Annotated in this window: 18 protein-coding genes; 7 read left to right on the top strand and 11 right to left on the bottom strand. The window is 70.4% G+C overall.

Annotation, left to right across the window (positions count from 1 at the left end; all coding sequences use genetic code 11):
* The first annotated feature begins 63 nt into the window (after positions 1-63).
* Together ABMQ42_RS11025 and ABMQ42_RS11020 are read left to right on the top strand one after the other, a co-directional pair.
* Positions 64-954, top strand: a complete 891-nt coding sequence (locus ABMQ42_RS11025; RefSeq protein ID WP_349723171.1) for a serine hydrolase — start codon at positions 64-66, stop codon at positions 952-954.
* Positions 955-1,190: 236 nt separating this feature from the next.
* A complete protein-coding gene (locus ABMQ42_RS11020; protein WP_349723036.1) occupies positions 1,191-2,675 on the top strand; it encodes an MFS transporter in 1,485 nt (494 codons plus the stop codon).
* A 285-nt stretch (positions 2,676-2,960) separates the two neighbouring features.
* Here ABMQ42_RS11020 and ABMQ42_RS11015 read toward each other — a convergent pair whose 3' ends face one another.
* From ABMQ42_RS11015 to ABMQ42_RS10995, 5 genes are all read right to left on the bottom strand, one after another.
* Positions 2,961-3,887 (bottom strand): LysR family transcriptional regulator, encoded by a 927-nt coding sequence (locus ABMQ42_RS11015; protein WP_349723035.1) that lies wholly within the window; start codon positions 3,885-3,887, stop codon positions 2,961-2,963.
* A gap of 88 nt (positions 3,888-3,975) precedes the next feature.
* Positions 3,976-5,124 (bottom strand): FAD-dependent monooxygenase, encoded by a 1,149-nt coding sequence (locus ABMQ42_RS11010; protein ID WP_349723034.1) that lies wholly within the window; start codon positions 5,122-5,124, stop codon positions 3,976-3,978.
* Positions 5,125-5,181: 57 nt separating this feature from the next.
* On the bottom strand, positions 5,182-6,204 hold the full coding sequence (locus tag ABMQ42_RS11005; protein WP_349723033.1) for an ABC transporter permease: 1,023 nt from the start codon (positions 6,202-6,204) through the stop codon (positions 5,182-5,184).
* On the bottom strand, positions 6,201-7,784 hold the full coding sequence (locus ABMQ42_RS11000; RefSeq protein ID WP_349723032.1) for a sugar ABC transporter ATP-binding protein: 1,584 nt from the start codon (positions 7,782-7,784) through the stop codon (positions 6,201-6,203). Before ABMQ42_RS11000 ends, ABMQ42_RS11005 begins: the two co-directional genes overlap by 4 nt.
* Before the next feature lie 189 nt (positions 7,785-7,973).
* The gene (locus tag ABMQ42_RS10995) at positions 7,974-9,143 is read right to left on the bottom strand and encodes a sugar ABC transporter substrate-binding protein (RefSeq protein WP_349723031.1); all 1,170 of its coding nucleotides are present in this window, start codon (positions 9,141-9,143) and stop codon (positions 7,974-7,976) included.
* A 305-nt stretch (positions 9,144-9,448) separates the two neighbouring features.
* Between ABMQ42_RS10995 and ABMQ42_RS10990 the strand changes: the two genes are divergently transcribed.
* Positions 9,449-10,594, top strand: coding sequence for an acyl-CoA dehydrogenase family protein (locus tag ABMQ42_RS10990; RefSeq protein WP_349723030.1), 1,146 nt, complete (start codon positions 9,449-9,451; stop codon positions 10,592-10,594).
* Positions 10,595-10,689: 95 nt separating this feature from the next.
* On the opposite strand, the gene ABMQ42_RS10985 is transcribed toward ABMQ42_RS10990, so the two are convergent.
* The 4 genes from ABMQ42_RS10985 to ABMQ42_RS10970 all read right to left on the bottom strand — a co-directional run bounded on the left by ABMQ42_RS10985 (position 10,690) and on the right by ABMQ42_RS10970 (position 16,093).
* Complete coding sequence (locus ABMQ42_RS10985) at positions 10,690-12,723, bottom strand: hypothetical protein (protein WP_349723029.1); 2,034 nt, start codon at positions 12,721-12,723, stop codon at positions 10,690-10,692.
* Positions 12,724-13,183: 460 nt separating this feature from the next.
* A complete protein-coding gene (locus tag ABMQ42_RS10980; protein ID WP_349723028.1) occupies positions 13,184-13,903 on the bottom strand; it encodes an SDR family NAD(P)-dependent oxidoreductase in 720 nt (239 codons plus the stop codon).
* A complete protein-coding gene (locus tag ABMQ42_RS10975; protein ID WP_349723027.1) occupies positions 13,890-14,687 on the bottom strand; it encodes an SDR family NAD(P)-dependent oxidoreductase in 798 nt (265 codons plus the stop codon). Before ABMQ42_RS10975 ends, ABMQ42_RS10980 begins: the two co-directional genes overlap by 14 nt.
* Complete coding sequence (locus ABMQ42_RS10970) at positions 14,684-16,093, bottom strand: FAD-binding oxidoreductase (protein ID WP_349723026.1); 1,410 nt, start codon at positions 16,091-16,093, stop codon at positions 14,684-14,686. Before ABMQ42_RS10970 ends, ABMQ42_RS10975 begins: the two co-directional genes overlap by 4 nt.
* 127 nt (positions 16,094-16,220) lie before the next feature.
* On the opposite strand from ABMQ42_RS10970, the gene ABMQ42_RS10965 reads away from it, so the two are divergent.
* The 4 genes from ABMQ42_RS10965 to ABMQ42_RS10950 all read left to right on the top strand — a co-directional run bounded on the left by ABMQ42_RS10965 (position 16,221) and on the right by ABMQ42_RS10950 (position 19,049).
* On the top strand, positions 16,221-16,613 hold the full coding sequence (locus tag ABMQ42_RS10965; protein ID WP_349723025.1) for a RidA family protein: 393 nt from the start codon (positions 16,221-16,223) through the stop codon (positions 16,611-16,613).
* A 138-nt stretch (positions 16,614-16,751) separates the two neighbouring features.
* A complete protein-coding gene (locus ABMQ42_RS10960) occupies positions 16,752-17,516 on the top strand; it encodes an SDR family NAD(P)-dependent oxidoreductase (RefSeq protein ID WP_349723024.1) in 765 nt (254 codons plus the stop codon).
* Positions 17,517-17,579: 63 nt separating this feature from the next.
* A complete protein-coding gene (locus ABMQ42_RS10955; RefSeq protein ID WP_349723023.1) occupies positions 17,580-18,527 on the top strand; it encodes a LysR family transcriptional regulator in 948 nt (315 codons plus the stop codon).
* A gap of 96 nt (positions 18,528-18,623) precedes the next feature.
* Positions 18,624-19,049, top strand: a complete 426-nt coding sequence (locus ABMQ42_RS10950; RefSeq protein WP_349723022.1) for a hypothetical protein — start codon at positions 18,624-18,626, stop codon at positions 19,047-19,049.
* Between the two features lie 39 nt (positions 19,050-19,088).
* On the opposite strand, the gene ABMQ42_RS10945 is transcribed toward ABMQ42_RS10950, so the two are convergent.
* Positions 19,089-20,012 (bottom strand): LysR family transcriptional regulator, encoded by a 924-nt coding sequence (locus tag ABMQ42_RS10945; RefSeq protein WP_349723021.1) that lies wholly within the window; start codon positions 20,010-20,012, stop codon positions 19,089-19,091.
* Positions 20,013-20,049: 37 nt separating this feature from the next.
* Positions 20,050-20,592, bottom strand: coding sequence for an allene oxide cyclase barrel-like domain-containing protein (locus ABMQ42_RS10940; RefSeq protein ID WP_349723020.1), 543 nt, complete (start codon positions 20,590-20,592; stop codon positions 20,050-20,052).
* Positions 20,593-20,606: the final 14 nt, after the last annotated feature.

Genomic DNA, 20,606 nt, shown 5'->3' with positions numbered 1-20,606 from the left:
GCGCCGCGCGCACGACTCCCCCTTGACGATCGCGGAAGGACACGAGTGGGCACGCCCCCAGACATGGCGCCGCTTCGGGGGACGCGGCGCGGAAACAGCCGACTGCCGAGGAGGGCGGCGGTCGGCAGACGCAGCTTCACGTCGACACTGAAGGCGCTCGACGAGCTCGCCCGCTCGGGCGCACAGGTCTCGGTGCGCATCGACGACCTCGACCGCGGCAGCTCGGTGCTCATGGGCGACGACTTCGTGACGCTCCCGGTGGCAGGACTCGGTGTCGTGCCGTTGCTGATCGAGGTGGCCGCGCAGATCGAGGCCGGCACGCTCGACGGGCTCGAGATCGTGGACCGCAACATCATCGACCGCGTCGAGAGCGGCGGGGTTTGGCAGCACCTGAAGGCGCCCGCGCTGCCCGTCGTCGACCTCGCCGTGCTGGCCGCGGCCGCCGGAGACGGCACCGCTGCCAACGCGCTGATCACCCGCGTCGGACTGCCGGCCGTGCGCTCCCGCATTGAGGACCTCGGGCTGTCGCGCTCGGCGCTGCTCGACCGGTTCCGCGACAACCGCGGACCCGACGACGCCCCGCATGTGGCGCTGGGCACCACGCGAGAGCTCGCTCAGCTGTTCGCGGCCCTCGTGAACTCCGAGGTCGTGAGCGCGGGCGTGAGCGCCCAGGTGGCCGAGTGGCTGAGCCTGAACCACGACCTCTCGCTCATCGCCTCGGCGACCGGGCTCGATCCGTTCGCGCATTTCAACGACCGGCACGGCCTGCTGTTCATCAACAAGACCGGGCGCGCCGACGGCGTGCGCTGCGAGGCGGGGGTGCTCGCAGGTCCCCGCGCCGGGGTCGCCTATGCGCTCACGGTGTGCTTCGACGACCTGTCGATCGCGCACCGGCTGCGCGCGCACGATGCGTTCCGCACCCTCGGCGTCGAGCTCATGGAGTACGTGTTCTGACGCGGCTGCGGGCGGCCGCGGCATCCCCTCTCTCCCCGTGAAATCGCCGCTGATCGGCCACATGCGGCCCAGACGGTGGTAAGTTTCCGACCGCCTGGCAGCCTCGGTGCCTGCCCGCGATGTCCGACCCGACTCCCTCACCGCCCGTGCGACACCGGCACTGACCGGACCTGATCACAACGCAGTGAAAGGGGAACGGACATGTACGGCACCGTCTCGATTTCGAGGAAGGCATCATGAGCGGCTCGGCCGGCACGGCCGGCAGCCGACGAGAGTACCAGCGGTCGAGGCCCGAACTCGGCGAACCGATCCCGGAGGGCTCGCGCCGGGTCATGGCGCGGCTGGACCGGATCCGCACCTGGTCGCTCTCGCCCGCGTTCCTGATCATCATCGGTCTGGGATTCCTGTTCACGTTCTACGACATCTTCGACATCAACGTGTCGTTCGTGCAGACGTGCACGCAGCTGGTCCCGGGCTGCACGCCCGAGACGGCGCTGGACTACCTGGCGCTGCCCACGATCATGAACCTGCTCGGGTACGTGGTCGGCACGCTCGTGCTGAGCCCGCTGTCGGACCGCATCGGCCGGCGCAACATGCTGCTGATCACGATGCTGATCACCGGACTCGGCTCGCTGTACACGGCGCTGGCGCCCGACTACGCGAACTTCGTGGTCTCGCGGGCGATCACGGGTGTGGGCATCGGGGCGGACCTGGCGATCGTGAACACCTACGTGGGTGAGGTCGCCCCCAAGCAGTCGCGCGCGAAGTTCACGACCGTGGTGTTCATCATGTCGGCAGTCGGTGCGTTCGTGGGCATCTGGCTGGGGCTGATCCTGACGACGGAGCCCACGCCGTGGCCGACGGGGCTGCCGTTCGCGGCAGGTCTGGAGAACGGGTGGCGCTGGATGTATGTGGTCGGAGCGGCCCTGGCGATCATCGCGATCCTCCTGCGGTTCCAGCTGCCCGAATCGGTGCGCTGGCTGCTGCAACGGGGACGGACGGAGGATGCCGCGGCCATCACCGACGACATGGAACGGCGTGCGCTGCGTCGGGGAGCCCTCGACGAGCCCTCGCTCGCCGACGTGCCGACGCACTGGCCGCCGGCCCGCAGGGTGCCGTACGCCGACATCTTCGGCAATCCGGTCTACCTGCGCCGCGTGATCCTGCTGTTCTTCATGTGGTTCATCGGCTACATCACGGTGTACGCGTATGCGGCGGGCCTGACCTCGGTGCTGACCTCGCTGAAGTTCACGCCGCCCGAGGCCGGGATCATCGCCGCCGTCGGATCGATCGGCTTCATCATCGAGGCCGTCGTGATGTCGTTCATCGTCGAGAAGCTCGAGCGCCGGTACTGGCTGCCGATCGGCACGGTCGTGACGTTCATCGGCGCGATCGTGGTCGCCGTGGGCAGCAGCTCGCTCGCGGTCACGTTCCTCGGCGCGATGATCATCTTCGCCGGGTTCAACCTGTGGGTCTCGCCGAGCTACGCGATGACGATCGAGAGCTTCCCGACCCGCGCGCGGTCGACGGGCTTCGCGATCGTCGACGGTGTCGGCCACATCGGCGGCGGCATCGGCATCCTGATCCTGGCCCCGCTGATCCCGCACCTGTCGGTGTTCTGGGCGCTCATGCTGATCTCGTCGTTCCTGATCATCGCGTCGATCCTCGCGCAGTTCACGCCGCACACCCGCAACCGCGTGTTCGAGGAGGTCTCGCCGTAGCCGGGGTGCGCGCGGCGCGGGCGAGCGGAATGGAGGGGGCGAGCAGAGAGGGCGAGCAGAACCCCGGGTGTGAAGAACGAGCGCGAGAGCGAAACGGAGCAGCGGACGCAGAACGGGGTAGCGCGAGCGAAAGGCAACCCACGCGCGCCCGCACATCACACTGTCCCGCGCACATCAGACCTCCGCCGGTGTGATGTGCACGGGACAATTCCATGTGAATTTGCCGGGCGAGGGGCGGATGGACGTGTCTGGCCGGAGGGGAGGACGGGTGAAGCCGCCGGCGCGTCAGACGTCGGCGCCGAACTCGACGAGTTCCGACGCGGCGCGCAGCTGCGAGACGAGCCACGTCAGCGCCGGGTCGCTGGATTTCGAGGGATGCCAGTGGGCGGCCTCCACGAGCACGCTCGGGGCGATCTCGGTGCGGGCGATCGTGAGCCCGAGCTGATCTGCGTACCGGCGGGCGGTGCGCTCGGGCACCCAGCCCACCCACGGTGTCTTCGTCACCGCGAACGGCACCTGCATGAACCCCTCGACGTTCACCGCCACGCGCGGCGTGATCTCGGCGGCGCTGAGCATGTCGTCGATGTGGGTCGAGGCGTGCGGGCCGAACACCGAGCGCACGTGCCGCAGCCCGTGCAACGCGGTGAGCGACAGCGCGCCGTCGCGGAGAGCCGGGTTCGCGGCATCCACCACACACACGAAGCGGTCGGAGAAGAGGGACGCGCGCTTGCCGGGAACACCACGGCCGGTCGCGGCGATCGTGATGTCGCGTCGCAGCAGGTCGACGGGGGAGACGATGTCTTCCATCGGCAACCCGTCGAACTCGATGCTCGTGTGCGGAGCCTCGCGCTGCAGGATCGACAGCAAGGGGCTGGTGAGCTCGGAGAGCACATAGTCGGATGCCGACACCAGGAAGGTGCGGGTCGACGTCATCGGGTCGAACTCGGGCAGCACCTCGAACACCCGGTGCACCTCGACCATGCAGTCGGCGACCGCGGGCATCAGCGATTCGGCGAACGGGGTGAGCGTGAAGCCGCGCCCCTCGCGCACCAGCAGCGGGTCGTCGAGCAGATCGCGCAGGCGCGAGAGGGCTCCGCTGACCGCCGGCTGCGTCATGCCCACCAACTCGCCCGCGCGCGTCAGATTGCGCTCGGCGAGGAGCGCATCGAGCACGACGACGAGGTTCAGGTCGAGCTTGCGGACATCGGTCACGGTGCCTCGGCCTTCTGTGTGCGGATGTGCGGCGTACGTGCGCCCCTCATATTAGAGAGTGCGCCTTTGCGGTGGGAGGGGGCAACGGTCATGGCAGTTCCGTCAGGGCGCTCATGGAGTCGGCCATGAGGCGGCCGTAGGCGGACGCGTCGGCGGGCGCATGCTGCTCCCAGTCGGACAGTTGTCGGGAGTTCTCGACGACAAGGCGGCACCGCGGAATCCGCCGTGCGGTGAACGACCTCAACGCCGCAGGGACGTCGTTCTCGACCTGCAACGACTCGGCGAGGACGAGGGCGTCCTCCACGGCCAGGCCGAAGCCGTACGCGAGATGGGGCGTGGTCGCGTGCGCCGCGTCGCCGACCAGCACGACCCGGCCGCGGTGCCAGGGCGCAGGCTGCAGGACGCTGTACAGGCCGCGGAAGTCAGCGCCCGGCCGCAGCGTGGCCGCGATGCCCGTCGCCGGACCCCCGAACGCGCTCACACCCGCGCGCAGCGCCGCATCGACATCGCCGATGTCGCCGCGGGACGGCTCGGCGGCGAAACTCTTCAGCAGGTACACGTAGAGCGTGTCGTCCGACAGCGGGAGCAGTCCGAGCTTGCCTTCCGGGCCGGAGAGCATCATCAGTTCGTCGATGTCTCCGCGCTCGGCTTCTGCGCGCCAGATGCACTGCCCGCTGTATACAGGGACCGCGGCATCCTGTCCGAAGACCACCTCCCGCGTGGACGAGCGGATGCCGTCCGCGGCCACGACGAGGTCGAAGGCGTCCGCGGTGCCGTCGGTGAAGGTGACGTCCACCCGCGCCGTACGCGCGCGGTGGGCGTCGTCGTCGGACTCGTCGTGGAGGGCGGAGACGCTGACCGCGTAGCGCAGGTCGACCCCGGAGTCGAGCGCGGTGCGCTCGAGGATCCGCGCGAGGTCGGAGCGGTGCAGCTCGATGGAGGCAGGGTAGCCGGGGACGAGGGTCCGAGGACGCAGGGGCGGAGCGGTCGGAGCGCCATCGGCGTCGAGCAGATGCACGGTGGCCGTCGTGTGCCCGGCGGCCACGATCTCATCGATCAGGCCCAGAGCCGCCAGCGCGCGCAGAGGAGAGTTCTGGATGTTGACGGCGACTCCGGTCGGCGTCTGGGCGCTCTCCCGCTCGACGATCCGCACCCGGGCTCCGATGCGGGCGAGGGCGATGCCTGTCACCAGGCCGGCAGGACCGCCGCCGATGATGAGCACCCGGATCCCGGTCATGGAAGACGTCTCCGATCGGCTGTGCGGCCGCGCGGGGTCGCGCGCGGCCGCACGCGCTCAGCCCTGCCGCTTCTTGCGGCCGAGGTAGGTCGACAGCGCGACCGCGGCGATCAGCGCGATGCCGTTGAACACGTTGGTGGTCCAGCCGGCGTAGCCCATGAACGTCAGGCCGGTGACCGAGACCGAGAGCAGGATGCCGGCGATCACCGCCCCCCAGACGTTGAAGAAGCCGGGGGTGATGGCCGTGGCGCTCAGGAAGATGAACGTGATGCCCTTGAACAGGAGCGACCCGCCGTCGCTGGCCGTCGCCGACCCGACCTGCGAGAGCTGCAGGACGCCGGCGAGCGAGGCCAGCAGCGACGCGATGACGAAGCCCAGCCACAGGTTGCGGTCGACCCGGATGCCGACCAGGCGGGCGGATGCCGTGCTCGACCCCATGCCGTACAGCGAGCGGCCGTACGGGGTGTGGGTGAGGATGTACCAGACGATCAGCGCGATGATCAGCACGATGTACACGGTGATCGGCAGGCCGAGGAACTTCGACGTCGACAGCTTCACGATGAACGAACCGGTGGGCGCCGACAGGCGCTGGCCGCCGGTCCACAGCATCGAGATGCCGTAGAGCAGCAGCGACATGCCCAGGGTGGTCACGAACGGGTTCATGCGCATCTTCGTGACGAAGAAGCCGTTGGCCAGGCCGATGATCGGCGAGCAGACGACGGGGATGAGCACGGCCAGCCACACCGGCCAGCCGAAGCCGTGCTCGGTCTGGTCCATCAGCCGGGCCGCGAACACGGTGGTGATGGCGGCGGTGGCACCGACCGAGAAGTCCATGTATCCGGCCACGAACGGGAACATGGCCGCGAGCGCCACCATGAGCGCGCAGAGCATGTTCGTGAGGATCGTGTTCAGGCTGCTCACCGTCATGAACTGGTGGCTGGTGCCGGGATAGAACACGAAGAACGCGATCACCGCGAGCGTGATGATGATCAGCGTGTACTTCTCGAAGAAGGCGGTGACCGAGGACGGCCGCTTCGCGATGACGACGGTGTCGGTCGTCGGGGAGGTCGAGGTCGTCATGACGCCATCGTCCTTTCGGAGGGGGTTTCGGGTTCGTAGACAGTGCGGCGGGTGCCGGGTTCACGCAGGACGAGCGAGACGAGTCCGTCGACGTCGAGCTGACCGGCCAGCACCTCGCCGGTCAGGCGGCCGCGCGCCAGGACGAGCACGCGGTCGCACAGCGCGTGCAGCTCGGCCATGTCGCTGGAGGCGACGACGACCGTGCAGCCCTCGCGTGCGGCGGCGCGGATCGTCTCGTAGATGTCGGCGCGGCTCATGACGTCGACGCCCTGGGTCGGCTCGTCGAGCAGCAGCAGGCGCGGGTGCCGCTGCAGCCAGCGGGCGATGATCACCTTCTGCTGGTTGCCGCCCGACATCGAGCTGAACAGGGCGTCGGCGCCGGCGACCTTCACGCCGAATTCGTCGATGAGGGTGGATGCCGCGGCCTGCTCCTTCTTGCGCGGCATCCGTCCGCCCACGAAGTACTCGCCGAGCATCGCCATGGCGAGGTTGTCGCTGACGGTGAGGTCCATGAACGCGGCCTCGCGGACGCGGTTCTCGGGGACCATGCCGACTCCGGCGGCCATCGCGTCGTGCACGTCGCGCGGCGCGAACGGGCGGCCGTCGAGGGCCAGGGAGCCGGCCGAGGGCTGGTGCACGCCGAACAGCGCCTGCAGCAGCGATGAGCGGCCCGACCCCTGGAGCCCGGCGATGCCGACGATCTCGCCGGCGTGGGCGGTCATGGTCACGTCGCGCAGCGGACCCGACTCGAGGTGCTCGACGGTCAGCACGGGCTCGCCGTGCGTGTGCGTGCGCTCGCCGGTGGGGGCCAGGGCCACGACGAGGCCGCCGGCCATCAGCGAGATGAGCTCGTCCTCGGTGGGATGGGCGTCGACGAGGGTGCCGACGACCTTGCCGTCGCGGAACACCGTGAAGTCGTCGGCGACGTCGAGCACCTCCTGCAGCCGGTGGCTGACCATGACGACGGTCTGGCCGCGGTCGGCGAGCCGGCGGATCTTGTCGAGCAGCAGCGCCGACTCGGCGGCGGCCAGCGATGCGGTCGGCTCGTCGAGCACCAGGATGCGGCGCTCGCCGTCGGTGCTGCCGCGCAGTGCTCGGGCGATCGCGACCATGGTGCGGTCGGAGGGGCGCAGCTCGGCGACGGCCCGCTGCGGGGAGACGTCGAGGTCGTACTCCAGCAGCACGTCGGCGACCTCGGCGTTGAGCCTGCGCCAGGCGATTTTGCCGAACGCGGTGGTGGGAAAGCCGGTGTCCAGGCCGAAGTTCTCGGCGATCGACAGCTCTTCGAACAGGCCGAGGTCCTGATGCACGAAGCGGAGGCCGGCGCCGTGGGCGTCCTGCGCGGTCCACCGGCGCAGGTCGTGGCGCTCGCCGCCGATCTCGAGCTCGCCTCCGTCGGCGGTGTAGACGCCGGCGAGGATCTTGATCGACGTGCTCTTGCCCGAGCCGTTGCCGCCGAGCAGGGCGTGCACGGTGCCGGGGCGCACGGCCAGAGAGGCCTTGCGCAGCGCCCGGGTGCCGCCGAACTGCTTCTCCACGTCGTTCAGGTGCAGCACGTACTCGGGTTCGGGCTGTGTCACGATCGCGACTCCTTCGTCGGAGAGAACTCGCCCCAGAACGTTCTGAGGCATCCATATGGAATCACGCCCGGCCATGAGCCGGTATGCGCCTGGAGTGATGCCTATCATCAGGGGCGCGGAAGCCAGACGGCCGGAGGCCCCCGGAACGGTGTTCCGAGGGCCTCCGGCCGCTGTGTGGATGCGGGGGCGTCAGTTCACGCCCCACGAGGCCTCGAAGGCCTTCTTGAAGTCGACGCTGCCGGCGAAGTCGCCGGACGCCGGCATGTTGTGGTCCGCGTCGATGAGCTTGACCTGCTCGCCGATGTCCTGCGGGTCCTGACCGGCCAGCACGCGGATCGCGGTGTCGACCGAGCCCCAGGCGCCCCACTCCGAGGCGTAGCCGACGGTGGCGTCGAAGCCGCTGTTGCCCGCCTTGATGAGCTTCAGCGCCGACTCGTCGCCCGAGCGGCCGATGATCAGCAGCTGGTCGTCGAGGCCGTTCTGCACGATCGCCTGCGAGAGGCCGCCGGTGAGGTAGCCGTCGACGGGGATGATGAGCGCGTTGGCCTCGGGGTGGGCGAGGATCTCGGTCATCACCTTCTGCACGTACGAGCCGTCGCCGTTCTCCTCATCGCTGACGTCCACGACGTCGACCACGGCCGACTTCGCATCGACGCCGAGCGTGTCGAGCTGCTTCGAGAAGCCGTCGACGAGGAACTGGCCCCAGGGGCCGCCGGTCGCGTTGATGACGATGGCCTTCACGCCGTCGCCGATCTTGCCGTACGCGTAGTCGGCCTGCAGGGCCGCCTGGGCGTACCAGATGCCGGTCTCGGGGTCGGTGTCGGCCATCCAGTAGCGGATCGACGACCACTGCTGCGGGTCGCAGTTGTCGACGCCGCCGCCGCCGATGATCGTGACGCCGGCCTTGTGTGCGGTGGTGAACGCGGTCTGCGCGGCGACGCAGGGGAAGCCGATCGGCACGATGACGTCAGCGCCGGCCGAGACGGCCTGGCTGACGGCGTCGGCGAAGCCGGTGCCGCCCGAGTTGAGGTTGCCGTCGGCGACCTTGGCGGTCCAGCCGGCGGCCTCGGCCGCCGCGACGGTGGCGGCGGTCGGGGTCGAGCAGCTCGGCACCGCCTGCCCGCACGAGATCACGTACAGCGTCTTGCCCGCCGTGACGTCCACGGAGGGCAGTGCGCTCAGGTCGGCGCCCACACCGGCGTAGGCGGCGTCGAGGGCCTTCTGCTGCGAGGCGCTGACGGTTGAGGTCGTGCTGTCGGTGGTCGAGCCGGCGTTGGTGCCGTCGCTCGAGCACGCCCCCAGACTCAGGGCGAGGACTGCGGCGCCTGCCAAGGCGCCGAGCTTGCTGATCTTGTTCACGGGACACTCCTGCCGTGTGCGGGGCGGGGGTGTCGAACAGACCGGCACCCTCGCCAGTGGTCGGGTCTGGCATTCTCTGCCAGCGGAGCAAGCACAACACCCTCGGGCCGCGCGAGGGAAGTAGGCGCTTCCGATGCGTGTCATCGCCGGGCGCGATAGTCGGTGCGGCGGAAGTGCCGGATATCTCCTATCGTGCCCTCCTGGTTCCGCCGATGCGATCGTCGATCCATGCTGGATGAGGCGGGATGCCGCGACGTCGATGTCTGCGGACGAAGCCGACGCGCGCACGAGGGGGTCTGCACCGCATGGGCGACGGCCGACATGAGACGAGGACGACCGCCGCAGTCGACCCGGTGATCCGGGCGCGGGGCGTGCTGCCGGCGCTGCGCAGCGATGCCGCGGCATCCGATCGCCGCAACAGGCTCACCGTGTCGGTCCTCGCCGCACTCGGTTCCGCCGGCCTGCTGGGCCTGCGCGGATCCGAGGGGCGCGACGGCCGGCAGCTCGACTGCAACACGATCGGCGCCGTGGTGGCGACGCTCGCCGAGGAGCACGCCTCGGCGGCCTGGGTCGTCGGCTCGTTCGCCCGCGCCGCCGTCCAGGTCGCGGCGGATCCCGTGCTCGCCCGTGCCGCGAGCGAGCACGGCGAGGGGCTGCTCATCGCCGACGCGCACGGTGCGCCCGCGCGTGCCGTGGCGGTCAAGGGCGGCTTCCGCCTCACGGGGCTGTGGCACTCCGTGCCGGGCAGTGCGCACGCCGATCTCGCGCTGGTGTCGTTCGTGCTTCCCGGCGGGGATCCCGAGCACCCCGTGCGCGCGGTGCTGCCGATGTCGCAGCTGACGCGGCATGAGACGTGGGATGCCGCGGGTGCCCGTGGTGCGAGTCCCGAGACACTGGAGGCCGAAGGGGTCTTCGTGCGCGCGGACGCGGTCGGTGCCGCCGGCCTGCGACGCGGCTACGATCCCGCGCACGCCATCGTGCCGGCATCCACCGTCGTCGGTGCCGCCTCCGGTGCGCTCGACCACGCGCTGGCGTCGGTGCGGAATCGCCCCTGGCCGGGCACCCGGTACGAGACGGCCGCAGAGTCGGCGACGATCCAGGGCAAGCTCACCGATGCGGCCATGCACATCTCGAGCGCGCGGCTGCACCTGCATCGCGCGGCCACCTCGGCGGACCGGTACGCGGTCGACGCGGCGGCGATGCCTCCCGAGGTGCGCATCCGCTCGCGTGTCGACATCGGCTGCGCCACGTCTGCGGCGGTGTCGGCACTGGACTCGGTGATGAGCGCGATCGGCGCGCAGGCGGTGGCCGAGACCGCGCCGTTCGAGCGGGCCTGGCGCGATGTGCAGACCCTGTCCCGTCATGCCGCCGTCGATCCGCTGACCGCGCGCGAGGCGTTCGGGCACTTCCTCGTCGGGCGCGGCGGGGCACTGCACGAGATCCCGCTGTAGACGCCGATACGGCCGGGGCACTGCACGAGATCCCGCTGTAGACGCCGGAGCGGCCGGGGAGGTCGCCCTCCCCGGCCGCCGTGTGTGCGCCCGGGCTACTTGCGGTGCGCCGTGGCCTTCGCGTTGCTGTGCTGCGTCTGGGCGCTGTGGCCCTTCGCGTGGTGCTTCGCGCTCGCCGAGACGAGGATGTCGCCGGTGTAGGTGACGCCGGCCTTGGGGGTGATGACCTCACCGTCGATGGACACGATGCCGTTGAGCTTCGAGGTCTTGTCGACCGTGAGGCTCGTGACGTACGACTTACCCGTGACATTCCACGTCGAGTGGTCGGCCAGGTCGACGATGACGCCGCCGTTGACCGGCGCCGACACCGTGTTGGTCACGTCGCCGATGCGCTCGTAGTTGGCCTCGTCGACGGTGCCCGAGTGCACGGCGGTCGTCGTCGAGATGCGGCCGGTGACCGAGCTGCCGTCGAGGTTGACGACGAGGTTCTTCGCCACCGTCGCGCCGTTGAACAGGTCGCCGCGAAGGTCGTCGTCGGTGACGTTGGTCACGGTGACGGCGCGCTGCGTCGCGTCGGCGCGGGCTGCGGCATCCGTCGTCTGCTTCACATCGGTCGGGTCGTTGTACGAACCGCCGGGGCCCGGGTCGTCCTGGTTCATGACCTGCACGAGCACGCCGGTGCCGGAGTGCAGCGTCGGCGCCGACTTTCCGTCGCCGGTGATGTTGTAGGTCGTGGTACCGGTGTTCGACTTGTCCTCGAACGTCGCCAGCCCCGTGCTGACCCGCGTGCCGCCGTCGACGTTGACCGTGTTGTCGCCGGCCCAGGTCATGAAGCCGATGCGGTCGGAGCTGAGCTTCGAGTTCTGCTTCGTGAGCTGCTTGAGCTCCTTGTTCGTCAGGCCGAGGTTGAGCGAGTCGTTCAGCGCTGCGACGGAGGCCTTGTCGCTGTCGCCGAAGTGCAGCACGTTCTCGCCGTTCGCCGAGATCGAGATGTAGCTGTTGACGTCGAACCGCGAGCCGAGATACTCGCCGGTGGCCGAGCCGATGCCGTAGGTGCCGTACCCGGAGTCGATGGTCTTGATGCTGCTGTTGATCGCCGTCAGCTTCACGCCGCTGCCGGCGTCGGTCGACAGCACGCCCCAGTCCTCGGCGGTGATGTCGGAGTCGATGTACGACGCCTTGCTGCCGTCACCCAGCAGCAGGGTCGCGCGGTTCGTGCCCTCGAGCCCGAGCATCCACGGCGCCGCGACCATCGTCGGCATGTCGACGTTGGCGACGTAGTCGCTGGGCAGCGTGCCGCCCGACACGTCGATGTCGGAGTGCTTCACGACGACGTTGGCGCCGCCGTCGGAGATGATCGCGGTGCGCACGACACCGGCGTTCTTCAGCTTGAGGCCGTCGATCGTGACGTTCGCGCCGTTGTCGCCGACGATCGCCGCGCCGTCGTCGGCGAAGTCGTTGCGGCCGTCGCCGGTCATCGAGATCTTCGAGTCCTTGACGGTGTAGTCGACGCCGTCGAACCACATGCCGTTGAACGTGGAGCCGGTCGAGACGATGTTCAGGCCCTTCGACCCCGTCGCGGTGGGCTGGCCGCCGAGCCAGCTCGAGGGCACCGACTGCGACTGGTCGATGCCGTCGGAGTCGACGTACAGCGACTGGCGGATCGGGAACTCGACCCGGTTGGGCGACTCGCTGTGCCGGGTGGTGACGGTGAGCACGACGCCGTCGCGGTGCTTGCTCACGTAGCGGCCGGGCTGCAGCCAGCCGGCCACGTCCTGGATCGAGAACCAGGCCTGGCCGGTCTCGACGCCGTCGACGGTGAGCGTCACGTCGTACCCGTCGGGGGCGACGAGCTGTCCGCCGTCGGCGATGACGAGCTTGTCGAGATCGGTGGTCGCGCTGATCGTGCAGGTGTCGTCGGCGGCGACGGTCAGCACGTTGCGCACGATGCCGCTGGCGCTGTTGCCGCAGCTGAGGGCGGATGACGGGGATGCCGCGAGCGCGGCGCCGGGCACGAGCATGAGCGATCCGCCGACGGTGGCGACGGCGACGGCGACGGCCGCCAGTCGGCGTGCGCGTCGCGGCGACGAGACGCCGAAGGCGTCCGTCTGGGGCGATGTGTTCCTCATTGGGGAGGGTTCCTTTCCTCGGGTCACCGGTGATCCGGGTGACGACCTTGTCGGGAACATTCGTAGTCGCCGACACGGCCGGGTCCGATTGCCGGTGCGCCGATGCCTTGTATCCACCCGGTCGGACTTGACAGGCCGCCCTCGATGGACGTTCCTGGTGCAGAACCGCGGAATCTCGCGGTTTCGCGGGGTATCGGCCCGGGGCTCGCGCGGGGCTCGGTCCGGGCTCGGCCTGGGTCACCTCCGTGTTCGGCAGTCGATTTCTGCGGGTTCGGGTGCGTGGCGGTTGCAGAAGGTGACTGCTGAACGAGTGCTTCCTCGTTCAGCAGTCAGTTGTGACCGGCGTGCGCGACGAAGATGCGCAGAAAGCGACTGCTGAACGTGCGGGATGGATGCCGCGAGCGACGTGCATGCGGCGCACGACGCGGCGCGGGTCAGGGGCAGCCCGCCGCGACGCTCGTCAGAGGCGGCTCTCGCCGCCGTCCACGAGCAGCGTCTGCCCGGTCACGAACGACGCATCGGGCGAGGCCAGATACGCGACTGCGGCTGCGATGTCGTCGGGCCGGCCCGCGCGGCCGATCGCCTGTCTGGCCTGCACGTGCGCGAAGTGCTCGGCCGGGACGGTCGCGACAGCGTTCTCGGTGGCCGTCAGCCCCGGAGCGACGGCGTTCACGGTGATGCCGTCGGGGCCCAGCTCGGTCGCCAACCCTCGCACCAGCCCGGTGAGCGCGCCCTTGGTCGCGATGTAGTGCGCCATCGCGGGCGGGGGAGCGAAGTAGCTCGACGACGTGATCATGACGATCCGTCCGTCGCCCCGCTCGCGCATGCCGGGCAGGGCGGCCTGGAGCAGATGGAACGCGCCGTCGACGTTGACGGCGAACGTCGCCCGCCACTGCTCCGCGCTCAGCTCGGCGAACGGCGTCATGCGCTGCAGCGCCGCGCAGTGCACGAGCACCTGCACCGGGCCGAGCTCGCGCTCGACCCGCGTGACGGCGGCGGCCGTGGCATCCCGATCCGAGATGTCGCAGTGCAGTTCCAGGATGCCGTCGCGCGGCGCCTGCGGCGCGGCGACGTCGAGGCTCGCCACCGCGCGGCCGGCCTCGCGCAGACGGGCGGCGATCGCGGCGCCGATGCCGTTCGCGGCGCCGGTGACGATCGCCACGCGCTCAGTCGGCGGCAAGGGTGCCTCCGTCGATCACGATGTTCTGTCCGCTCACGAACGCGCCGGCGTCGGAAGCCAGCCAGACGACCGCGCCGGCGACCTCCTCGGGGCGGCCGAAGCGGCCGAGCGGCGTCTTGGCGAGCCGGGCGGGCGCGGCATCCGGGTCATCCGTGATCGGCCGCGCGAAGTCGGTGGCGATCACCCCGGGAGACAGGGCGTTCGCGCGGATGCCGCGCGGGCCCCACTGCACGGCGATGTTGCGCGCGAGCTGCGCGTTCGCGGCCTTCGTGATGCCGTAGCCGCCGATCGCACGATTGCCGCGCAGCCCCGACAGGCTCGACATGACGAGGAACAGCCCGCCGCCGCCGTCGGCCATCACCGGCAGGGCGGCATCGGCCAGGCGCAGCACCGAGCGCACGTGCAGCTCGACCATGCGGTCGAAGCGCTCGAGCGCCGCCTCGGTGCCGGGGTGCGCGGCGTCTTCCGGGGCATCCATCGCCGCACCGGCATTCGCGAAGACGACGTCGATACGGCCGAAGCGACTCACTGCGTCGGCGACGAGGGCGGCCGGGGCCGTCGGAACGGTCAGGTCGCATTCGACGCCGACCGCGCTCATGCCGCGAGCGGCCAGTTCGTGCGCGACCGCCTCGGCGTCGCCGAGCCCGGCGAGCACCACGTGCGCCCCGGCGGCGGCCAGCGCCTCGGCGGTCACCCGCCCCATGCCGCTGGTCGCACCGGTGACGATCACGACGCGGCCGGCGAGGGAGAACAGCGTGTCGGGGCGCAGCGGAGAGTCGATCATGCCCGCGCCGGCTCCCAGTGATTCGTGTTCACGGTGGCATCGTCGGCGGACAGGTACCGGTGGAAGCGGCCCTCCGGGTCGCGGTCGGCGATGATCCGCTGCAGCCGCTCCCAGTTCTCGGGCGCCATGAAGCGCAGCTGACGGTTGGTCATGTCGCTGTCTCCGAGGTACTGGCCCGCGGTGACCGGCTCGGCGTGCGCGAAGACCTCGTTCACCCAGGCGCGGTTGCGCGCGTACTCGGCCGGGTCCTCATAGACCGTGTAGGCGGCCACGTATGCGTCGGTGTGCAGCGAGAACGCCATGTCGGGCAGCGGGCGCCGGGGCGCGTTGCTCATCCAGATCGCGAAGCCGCGGTCGGTCGGGTTCGTGGTGAACAGCGGGCGGATGCCCTCGACCATCGCGGCGATGCCCTCATCGGTGTTCTCGCCGTCGATCCACGCGTTGTCGGTGATGTACTGCCAGTGCTCGGGGTTCTGGCGCTCCTGCTCGGCGCGCTGCTCGGCCAGCGACGACGGCGCGGCGTCCTTGACGAAGACGGCGCGGTCGAGGGCGGGGGAGTCGTTGAACGCGGCCAGCGAGGCCCGCGCGTGGGCGAGGTCGTCGCCGAACGCGAAGCCGGTGACCAGCAGCAGCCGCCGTTCGGAGCCGTCGGGCAGGGGCGTGGGCACCGAGACGCACACGATCTCGACGTTGTCGGGGATGTCATGGTGCGCCCGGTACATCCAGCTCATGACCTCGGTGAAGTCGTCGAGCTCATAGCCGTGCACGGTGTGCGCGACCGCACCGGCCGCGGGCCGCGTCGCGAGGTGGAAGCGCACCACGATGCCGGGGTAGCTGGGGCCCGCGCCGCGCGCGGCCCAGTACAGGTCGCTGTTCTGCTCGGCGTCGGCGCGCACGAGCTCGCCGTCGGCGGTGACGACGTCGACCGCGATGACCGACTCGGCCGCCCAGCCCCAGCCGCGCTGGTTCCAGCCTTGGCCGCCCTGCAGCAGGAAGCCGCCGATCCCCACCGACGGGCAGTGGCCGCCGTTGAAGAACCGGCCGCGCTCCTCGAGGTAGGGCGAGAGCACGTCCCCGCCCTTGACGGCGGGGCCGGCGACGACGATGTGCGTCTGCGCGTCGTACTCGATGCCGTCGAGCGCGCCGAGGTCGATGAGCAGGCCGCCGTCGCGCACGCTCCACGCGGCCCAGGCGTGTCCGCCCGAGCGGACCGCGACCGTCCAGCCGCGCTCGGCGGCCAGACGCACGCCGCGCTGCACGTCGTCGATCGACGCGGCGATGAGCACGGCGTCGGGCTGCCGGTCGGGGCGGCGCCCGTTGAACACGCGGCCGACGCGGGCGTCGTCCCAGTCGGGGTCGGAAGGCAGCACGAGCCGGCCGTCGAAAGCGGGGATGGCAGAGGTCATCGTCGAACTCCTCGAGAAGAGATGGTGATCCGATCCGACAGTACGGTTCGGGATGCCGCGGCACAGCGCCCCGCCGGGCATACCAGCTATCGCGGCGCGGGCCGCGGCGCGCTGGTAGTCCGGAGGCATGACCCACTTCCGCATTCCCTCGACCCTGCTGCCGCCGCCCGGTCCGTACTCGCAGGTCGTCCGCGCCGGCGATCTGGCCTTCGTCTCGGGCCAGGTGGGCGCCGATGCCACCGGAGAACTGGTGGGTCCCGGCATCCCGGAACAGGCGACGCAGGCCCTCGAGAACATCTCCCTCGCGCTCGCCGAGGTCGGCATGAGCCTGGCCGACGTCGTCAAGCTCACGATCTTCGTCGCCGATGCGGCCGACCTCGCGACGCTGGTGCCGCACATGGATGCGCTCTTCCCCGCACTGTTCCCCGCCGGGCTGCCCGCGAGCTCGCTGGTGATCGTGCAGCGACTGTTCGACCCTGCGCTGCGCATCGAGATCGAGGCGATCGCCCGCGCACGATGACCCGCGATGACTGGTATCCGGCCCAGCGCGTACCTGCGGCACGGGCCGCATGCGTACGGTGGCAGGGCAGGTCGATGCGAGGGCGCGTCCGGTCGGACGCCGCGCACCACCGACGAGCAGACGAATCAGGGAGGGCCCGTGGGCAGGCTGGACGGCAAGATCGCACTCATCACCGGCATCGGCGGCGGCATGGGCCGCGACGCGGCGCGCCGGTTCGCGGCGGAGGGCGCGCGCGTGGTCGGCTGTGACCTCAACCCCGCAACGCTCGATGAGACCGTGCAGATCGTCCGGGCCGAGGGCGGCGAGATCACCGGATTCGGCGGCGTCGACCTCAGTGACGCGCAGATCACCGCGGAGTGGGTGGATGCCGCGGCCGCCGTCTACGGCGGTGTCGACATCCTCTACAACAACGCCGGCATCCAGCGGTTCGGGCCGATCGACGAGCTGTCGCTCGACGACTGGGAGCTGAACCTGCGCGGCGAGCTGAGCATCGTCTTCTACGCGGTGCGCGCGGCCTGGAAGCACCTGAAGCAGCGCGGCGGCGTCATCGTCAACATCGGCTCGATCGCCGGCACGCGCGGCGTCGAGTTCATGCCGCAGAACGTGCACGGCGCCGCCAAGGCCGGTGTCATCAACCTCACCCAGCACCTCGCCGTCGAGGGCGGGCCGCACGGTATCCGCGCCGTGTGCATCTCACCGGGATTCATCCAGACCCCGGCGACGCAGTTCCTCGTCGACAACCCGCCCGCCGAGCTCAAGGCGACCTGGGACCGCATCCCGCTGCGCCGGGTGGGGCAGACCTCCGACATCGTGAACGCTGCGCTCTTCCTCTCTTCCGACGAGGCGACCTGGATCACCGGCGTGAACCTCGTCGTCGACGGGGGCGGGTCCGTCCTCGGATGACCGCGGTGGGCCCGGTGTCGGACTCGCGGCCACGCACGTAGCTCGGCCCGCTACGATGCGACCATGTCCGTCGGTCACGACCTGAACCTGCTGCTGCCGCTGCGGGCGCTGCTCGAAGAGGCCAACGTCACGCGCGCCGGGCAGCGCGTGCAGATGGGGCAGTCGTCGATGAGCACGGCCCTGGCGCGGCTGCGGACGGTCTTCCATGACGAGTTGCTCGTGCGGGTGGGACGCGAGTACGAGCTGACCCCGCTCGCCCGTCTGCTGCTGCCGCAGGTGCAGGAGACCGTGCCGCTCATCGAGCGGGTGCTCGCGGGCGAGACGGGCTTCGACCCCTCGTCGCTGCGCCGCGGCTTCACGGTGATGATGACCGACTACGGCACGATGCGCCTGCGCGGCGCGATCGCCTCGGTGCTCGAGCGCGCCCCGCAGATGCGTGTGGACGTCGTGCCGCTGCCCGAGCGCCCCATGGAGAGCGCCCGCGACCTCATCACCCACGACTTCGTCGTCGCGGTGCCGGGCATCGGGATCGAGGGGCGCAGCGCCGATGTGCTGCGCGACGAGTACGTGTGCCTCATCGACCCGCACAATCCCGCCCTTGTGGACGGCGAGCTGACTCTCGAGGCCTTCGTCTCTCTGCCGCAGGCGGTGGCGCAGTTCGGTCGCCTGCACTTCACGCCCGCCGACCGCAGGCTGCGCGAGCTGGGCATCGACCGGAGGGCGCCGCGGGTGACCGCCGGCAGCTTCCTGCCGCTGCCGTCGATCGTCGCCGGCACCGATCTGGTGGCCGTCGTCCCGCGCGTGATCGCGGAGACGCTCGGCCCCTCCGACGGCGTCATCGGGGTGCCGACGCCCTTCGGAAGCGTCTCGATCGAACTGCGGCTCTGGTGGCACGAGAGCCATGACGGCGACCCCGCGCACGTGTGGTTCCGGCAGCAGCTCATCGAGGCGATCCGCGCCGACGAGACACTGCAGATCGGGGAGCGGAGCTCCTCCCCTCCGTCACGATGACAACCATCGTCACGCCGATGTTCCGACGCGGCATCCCGCCACGTAGCTTCGATCACGCAGTGGATTCGCTGTGCAGCTTCGACGTCAGGAGTGTCGATGACGGTTGCATCCGGCTTGGTCGACGGCGCCGGTGACGCCGGTGCCGTCGCGGCGCTCGCGCTCGCGCGTGCGGGACTCGACGTGACCCTCGCGGGCGGCGGCCCGACGGGCGAGGCGGCATTCGATGTCGCGGTGGCCCTGCGCACGCTGGGGGAGGAGGACTCCCCGGACGGTGGCCTCGAAGACCTGCTGCGCGAACGCGGCGTCGAGGTGCGCCCCGACGCCCGCCTGGTGGGGTCGGTCGTCATCGACCGGCACATCGAGGTCGAGCTCTCCGACGGCCGCGTCGAGAACCACGACATCGTGGTGGTCGTGGGCGGAGGGGTGGATGCCGCGCCCTGGCAGATCCTCGCGAGCGATGCCGTGCCGCATCCCACCGCCGTCGCCGACGCGATCGCGACGCTGGCCGTCCTCGCCGGCTGACGCCGCGCTGTTCGCGGGTTACACCGCGCTGTTCGCGGGCTACGCCTCGGCAACGTCGGCGAACTCGATGCGCTCGGAGACCGTGCGCAGCACCTCGAGCAGCCAGTTCAGCGCCGGGTCGTCGGAGCGCGAGGGATGCCAGTAGGCCGACTCGACCAGGACGGGCAGGCGTATCGGCAGGCGAGCCGTGGCCAGGCCCAACTCGTCGGCGTACAGCTCGGCGAGGCGCGTCGGGGCGAAGCCGAAGAAGCCCGTGCCCGACACGGTGAACGGCACCGGGAGGAAGCCCGGCACGATGCGCGCGACCGTCGGGCTGACTCCGGCGGCGGTGAGGGCGTCGTCGGCGTACATCACGACCCCCTCGGCGAGGGCGACCTGCACGTAGGGCATCTCGGCGAGGTCGTCGAGCGACAGCTCGCCGTCGCGCAGGCGCGGGTTGTCGGCCGCGACCACGCACGCCATGCTGTCGGAGAACAGGGCCTGATGCTTGCCGGGGATGTCACGGGCTGCGGAGGCGACGACGACGTCTTCGCGCAGCAGGTCGACGGGCTCGACGCTCATGAGGGGTGAGAACTCCACCGACACGGCGGGCGCCTGCTCTTCGAGCACGGCGAGCAGCGGACCGGTCATGACCGACAGCGCGTAGTCGGACGCCGTGATGCGGAACTGGCGGTCACTGGTGAGGGGATCGAACAGCGGGCGGATGTTCAGCGTCCGGGCGATCTCGGCCATCGCCTCGCGGACCATCGGCTGCAGTTCGACGGCCTTCGGCGTCAGGTCTGACATGCGGCCGCCCCGCACGAGCAGCGGGTCGTCGAAGAGCTTGCGGAGCTTCGCGACGGCGCCACTCACGGCGGGCTGGGTGAGCCCGATCGTCTCGCCGGCGCGGGTGAGATTGCGCTCGGTGAGGATCGCATCGAGCACGACGAGCAGGTTGAGGTCGATGCCCCGCAGATCGCCCATCCCGCATCCCTTCGATCTCCACCAGAATAGGCCGCGGCTACTTCAGCTTGAGCGTGATCGTCTGGTCGCTTCCCGAGGCGTCGAACGACATGGTCCCGGTGGCGCCGAGATAGGCGCCGGTGCCCCCGGTGACAGTGAGCGTGAACTGCGGGTCCTGTGTCACGACGCCGGCCACCTGGATGCTGCCGTCCGCGAGGACGATCGTGCCGGTCGCTTCGCTCACGTGCGTGTCGTGGTCGACGACGACGGCGGCGACATGCACCTGACCGACGTTCTCGCCGTCGGACGAGAGGTTCTGCGTGAACGCGAGCAGATCGCCGATGTCGGGCCCCTGGTCGCTCTTGTCTCCGAGGTCGACGAACACGTTGTCGCCATCGATGTCGGTCGCGATGTACGACAGCGTGGTGAGGTTCGCGGCCGGTGCGACGCCGGCCGGCGCGGCGGCATCCGCCGGATGGCTCGGCGACGCGCAGGCGCTGACGCCGCCGATGATGAGGCCGCCCGCGATGACGACGGCGGCCGCACGGGGTGCCCGCGTGTTCGCAGATGGACCTGATGCCGAGCTGTGTGAAGAGAACATGACTGCTCCTTGCT

This window comes from Microbacterium sp. KR10-403, assembly GCF_040196215.1.
In the GTDB taxonomy this organism is placed as follows: Bacteria; Actinomycetota; Actinomycetes; order Actinomycetales; family Microbacteriaceae; genus Microbacterium.
The sequence above is the reverse complement of the archived record's forward strand: the minus strand, read 5'-3'. Positions and strand labels throughout refer to the sequence as shown.

Bases quoted from the DNA above. Each gene is read 5' to 3' on its own strand.
- ABMQ42_RS11025 (WP_349723171.1), top strand. From the start codon at position 64: ATGGCGCCGCTTCGGGGGACGCGGCGCGGAAACAGCCGACTGCCGAGG.
- ABMQ42_RS11020 (WP_349723036.1), top strand. From the start codon at position 1,191: ATGAGCGGCTCGGCCGGCACGGCCGGCAGCCGACGAGAGTACCAGCGG.
- ABMQ42_RS11010 (WP_349723034.1), bottom strand. From the start codon at position 5,124: ATGACCGGGATCCGGGTGCTCATCATCGGCGGCGGTCCTGCCGGCCTG.
- ABMQ42_RS11005 (WP_349723033.1), bottom strand. From the start codon at position 6,204: ATGACGACCTCGACCTCCCCGACGACCGACACCGTCGTCATCGCGAAG.
- ABMQ42_RS10990 (WP_349723030.1), top strand. From the start codon at position 9,449: ATGGGCGACGGCCGACATGAGACGAGGACGACCGCCGCAGTCGACCCG.
- ABMQ42_RS10985 (WP_349723029.1), bottom strand. From the start codon at position 12,723: ATGAGGAACACATCGCCCCAGACGGACGCCTTCGGCGTCTCGTCGCCG.
- ABMQ42_RS10975 (WP_349723027.1), bottom strand. From the start codon at position 14,687: ATGATCGACTCTCCGCTGCGCCCCGACACGCTGTTCTCCCTCGCCGGC.
- ABMQ42_RS10970 (WP_349723026.1), bottom strand. From the start codon at position 16,093: ATGACCTCTGCCATCCCCGCTTTCGACGGCCGGCTCGTGCTGCCTTCC.
- ABMQ42_RS10965 (WP_349723025.1), top strand. From the start codon at position 16,221: ATGACCCACTTCCGCATTCCCTCGACCCTGCTGCCGCCGCCCGGTCCG.
- ABMQ42_RS10955 (WP_349723023.1), top strand. From the start codon at position 17,580: ATGTCCGTCGGTCACGACCTGAACCTGCTGCTGCCGCTGCGGGCGCTG.
- ABMQ42_RS10950 (WP_349723022.1), top strand. From the start codon at position 18,624: ATGACGGTTGCATCCGGCTTGGTCGACGGCGCCGGTGACGCCGGTGCC.
- ABMQ42_RS10945 (WP_349723021.1), bottom strand. From the start codon at position 20,012: ATGGGCGATCTGCGGGGCATCGACCTCAACCTGCTCGTCGTGCTCGAT.
- ABMQ42_RS10940 (WP_349723020.1), bottom strand. From the start codon at position 20,592: ATGTTCTCTTCACACAGCTCGGCATCAGGTCCATCTGCGAACACGCGG.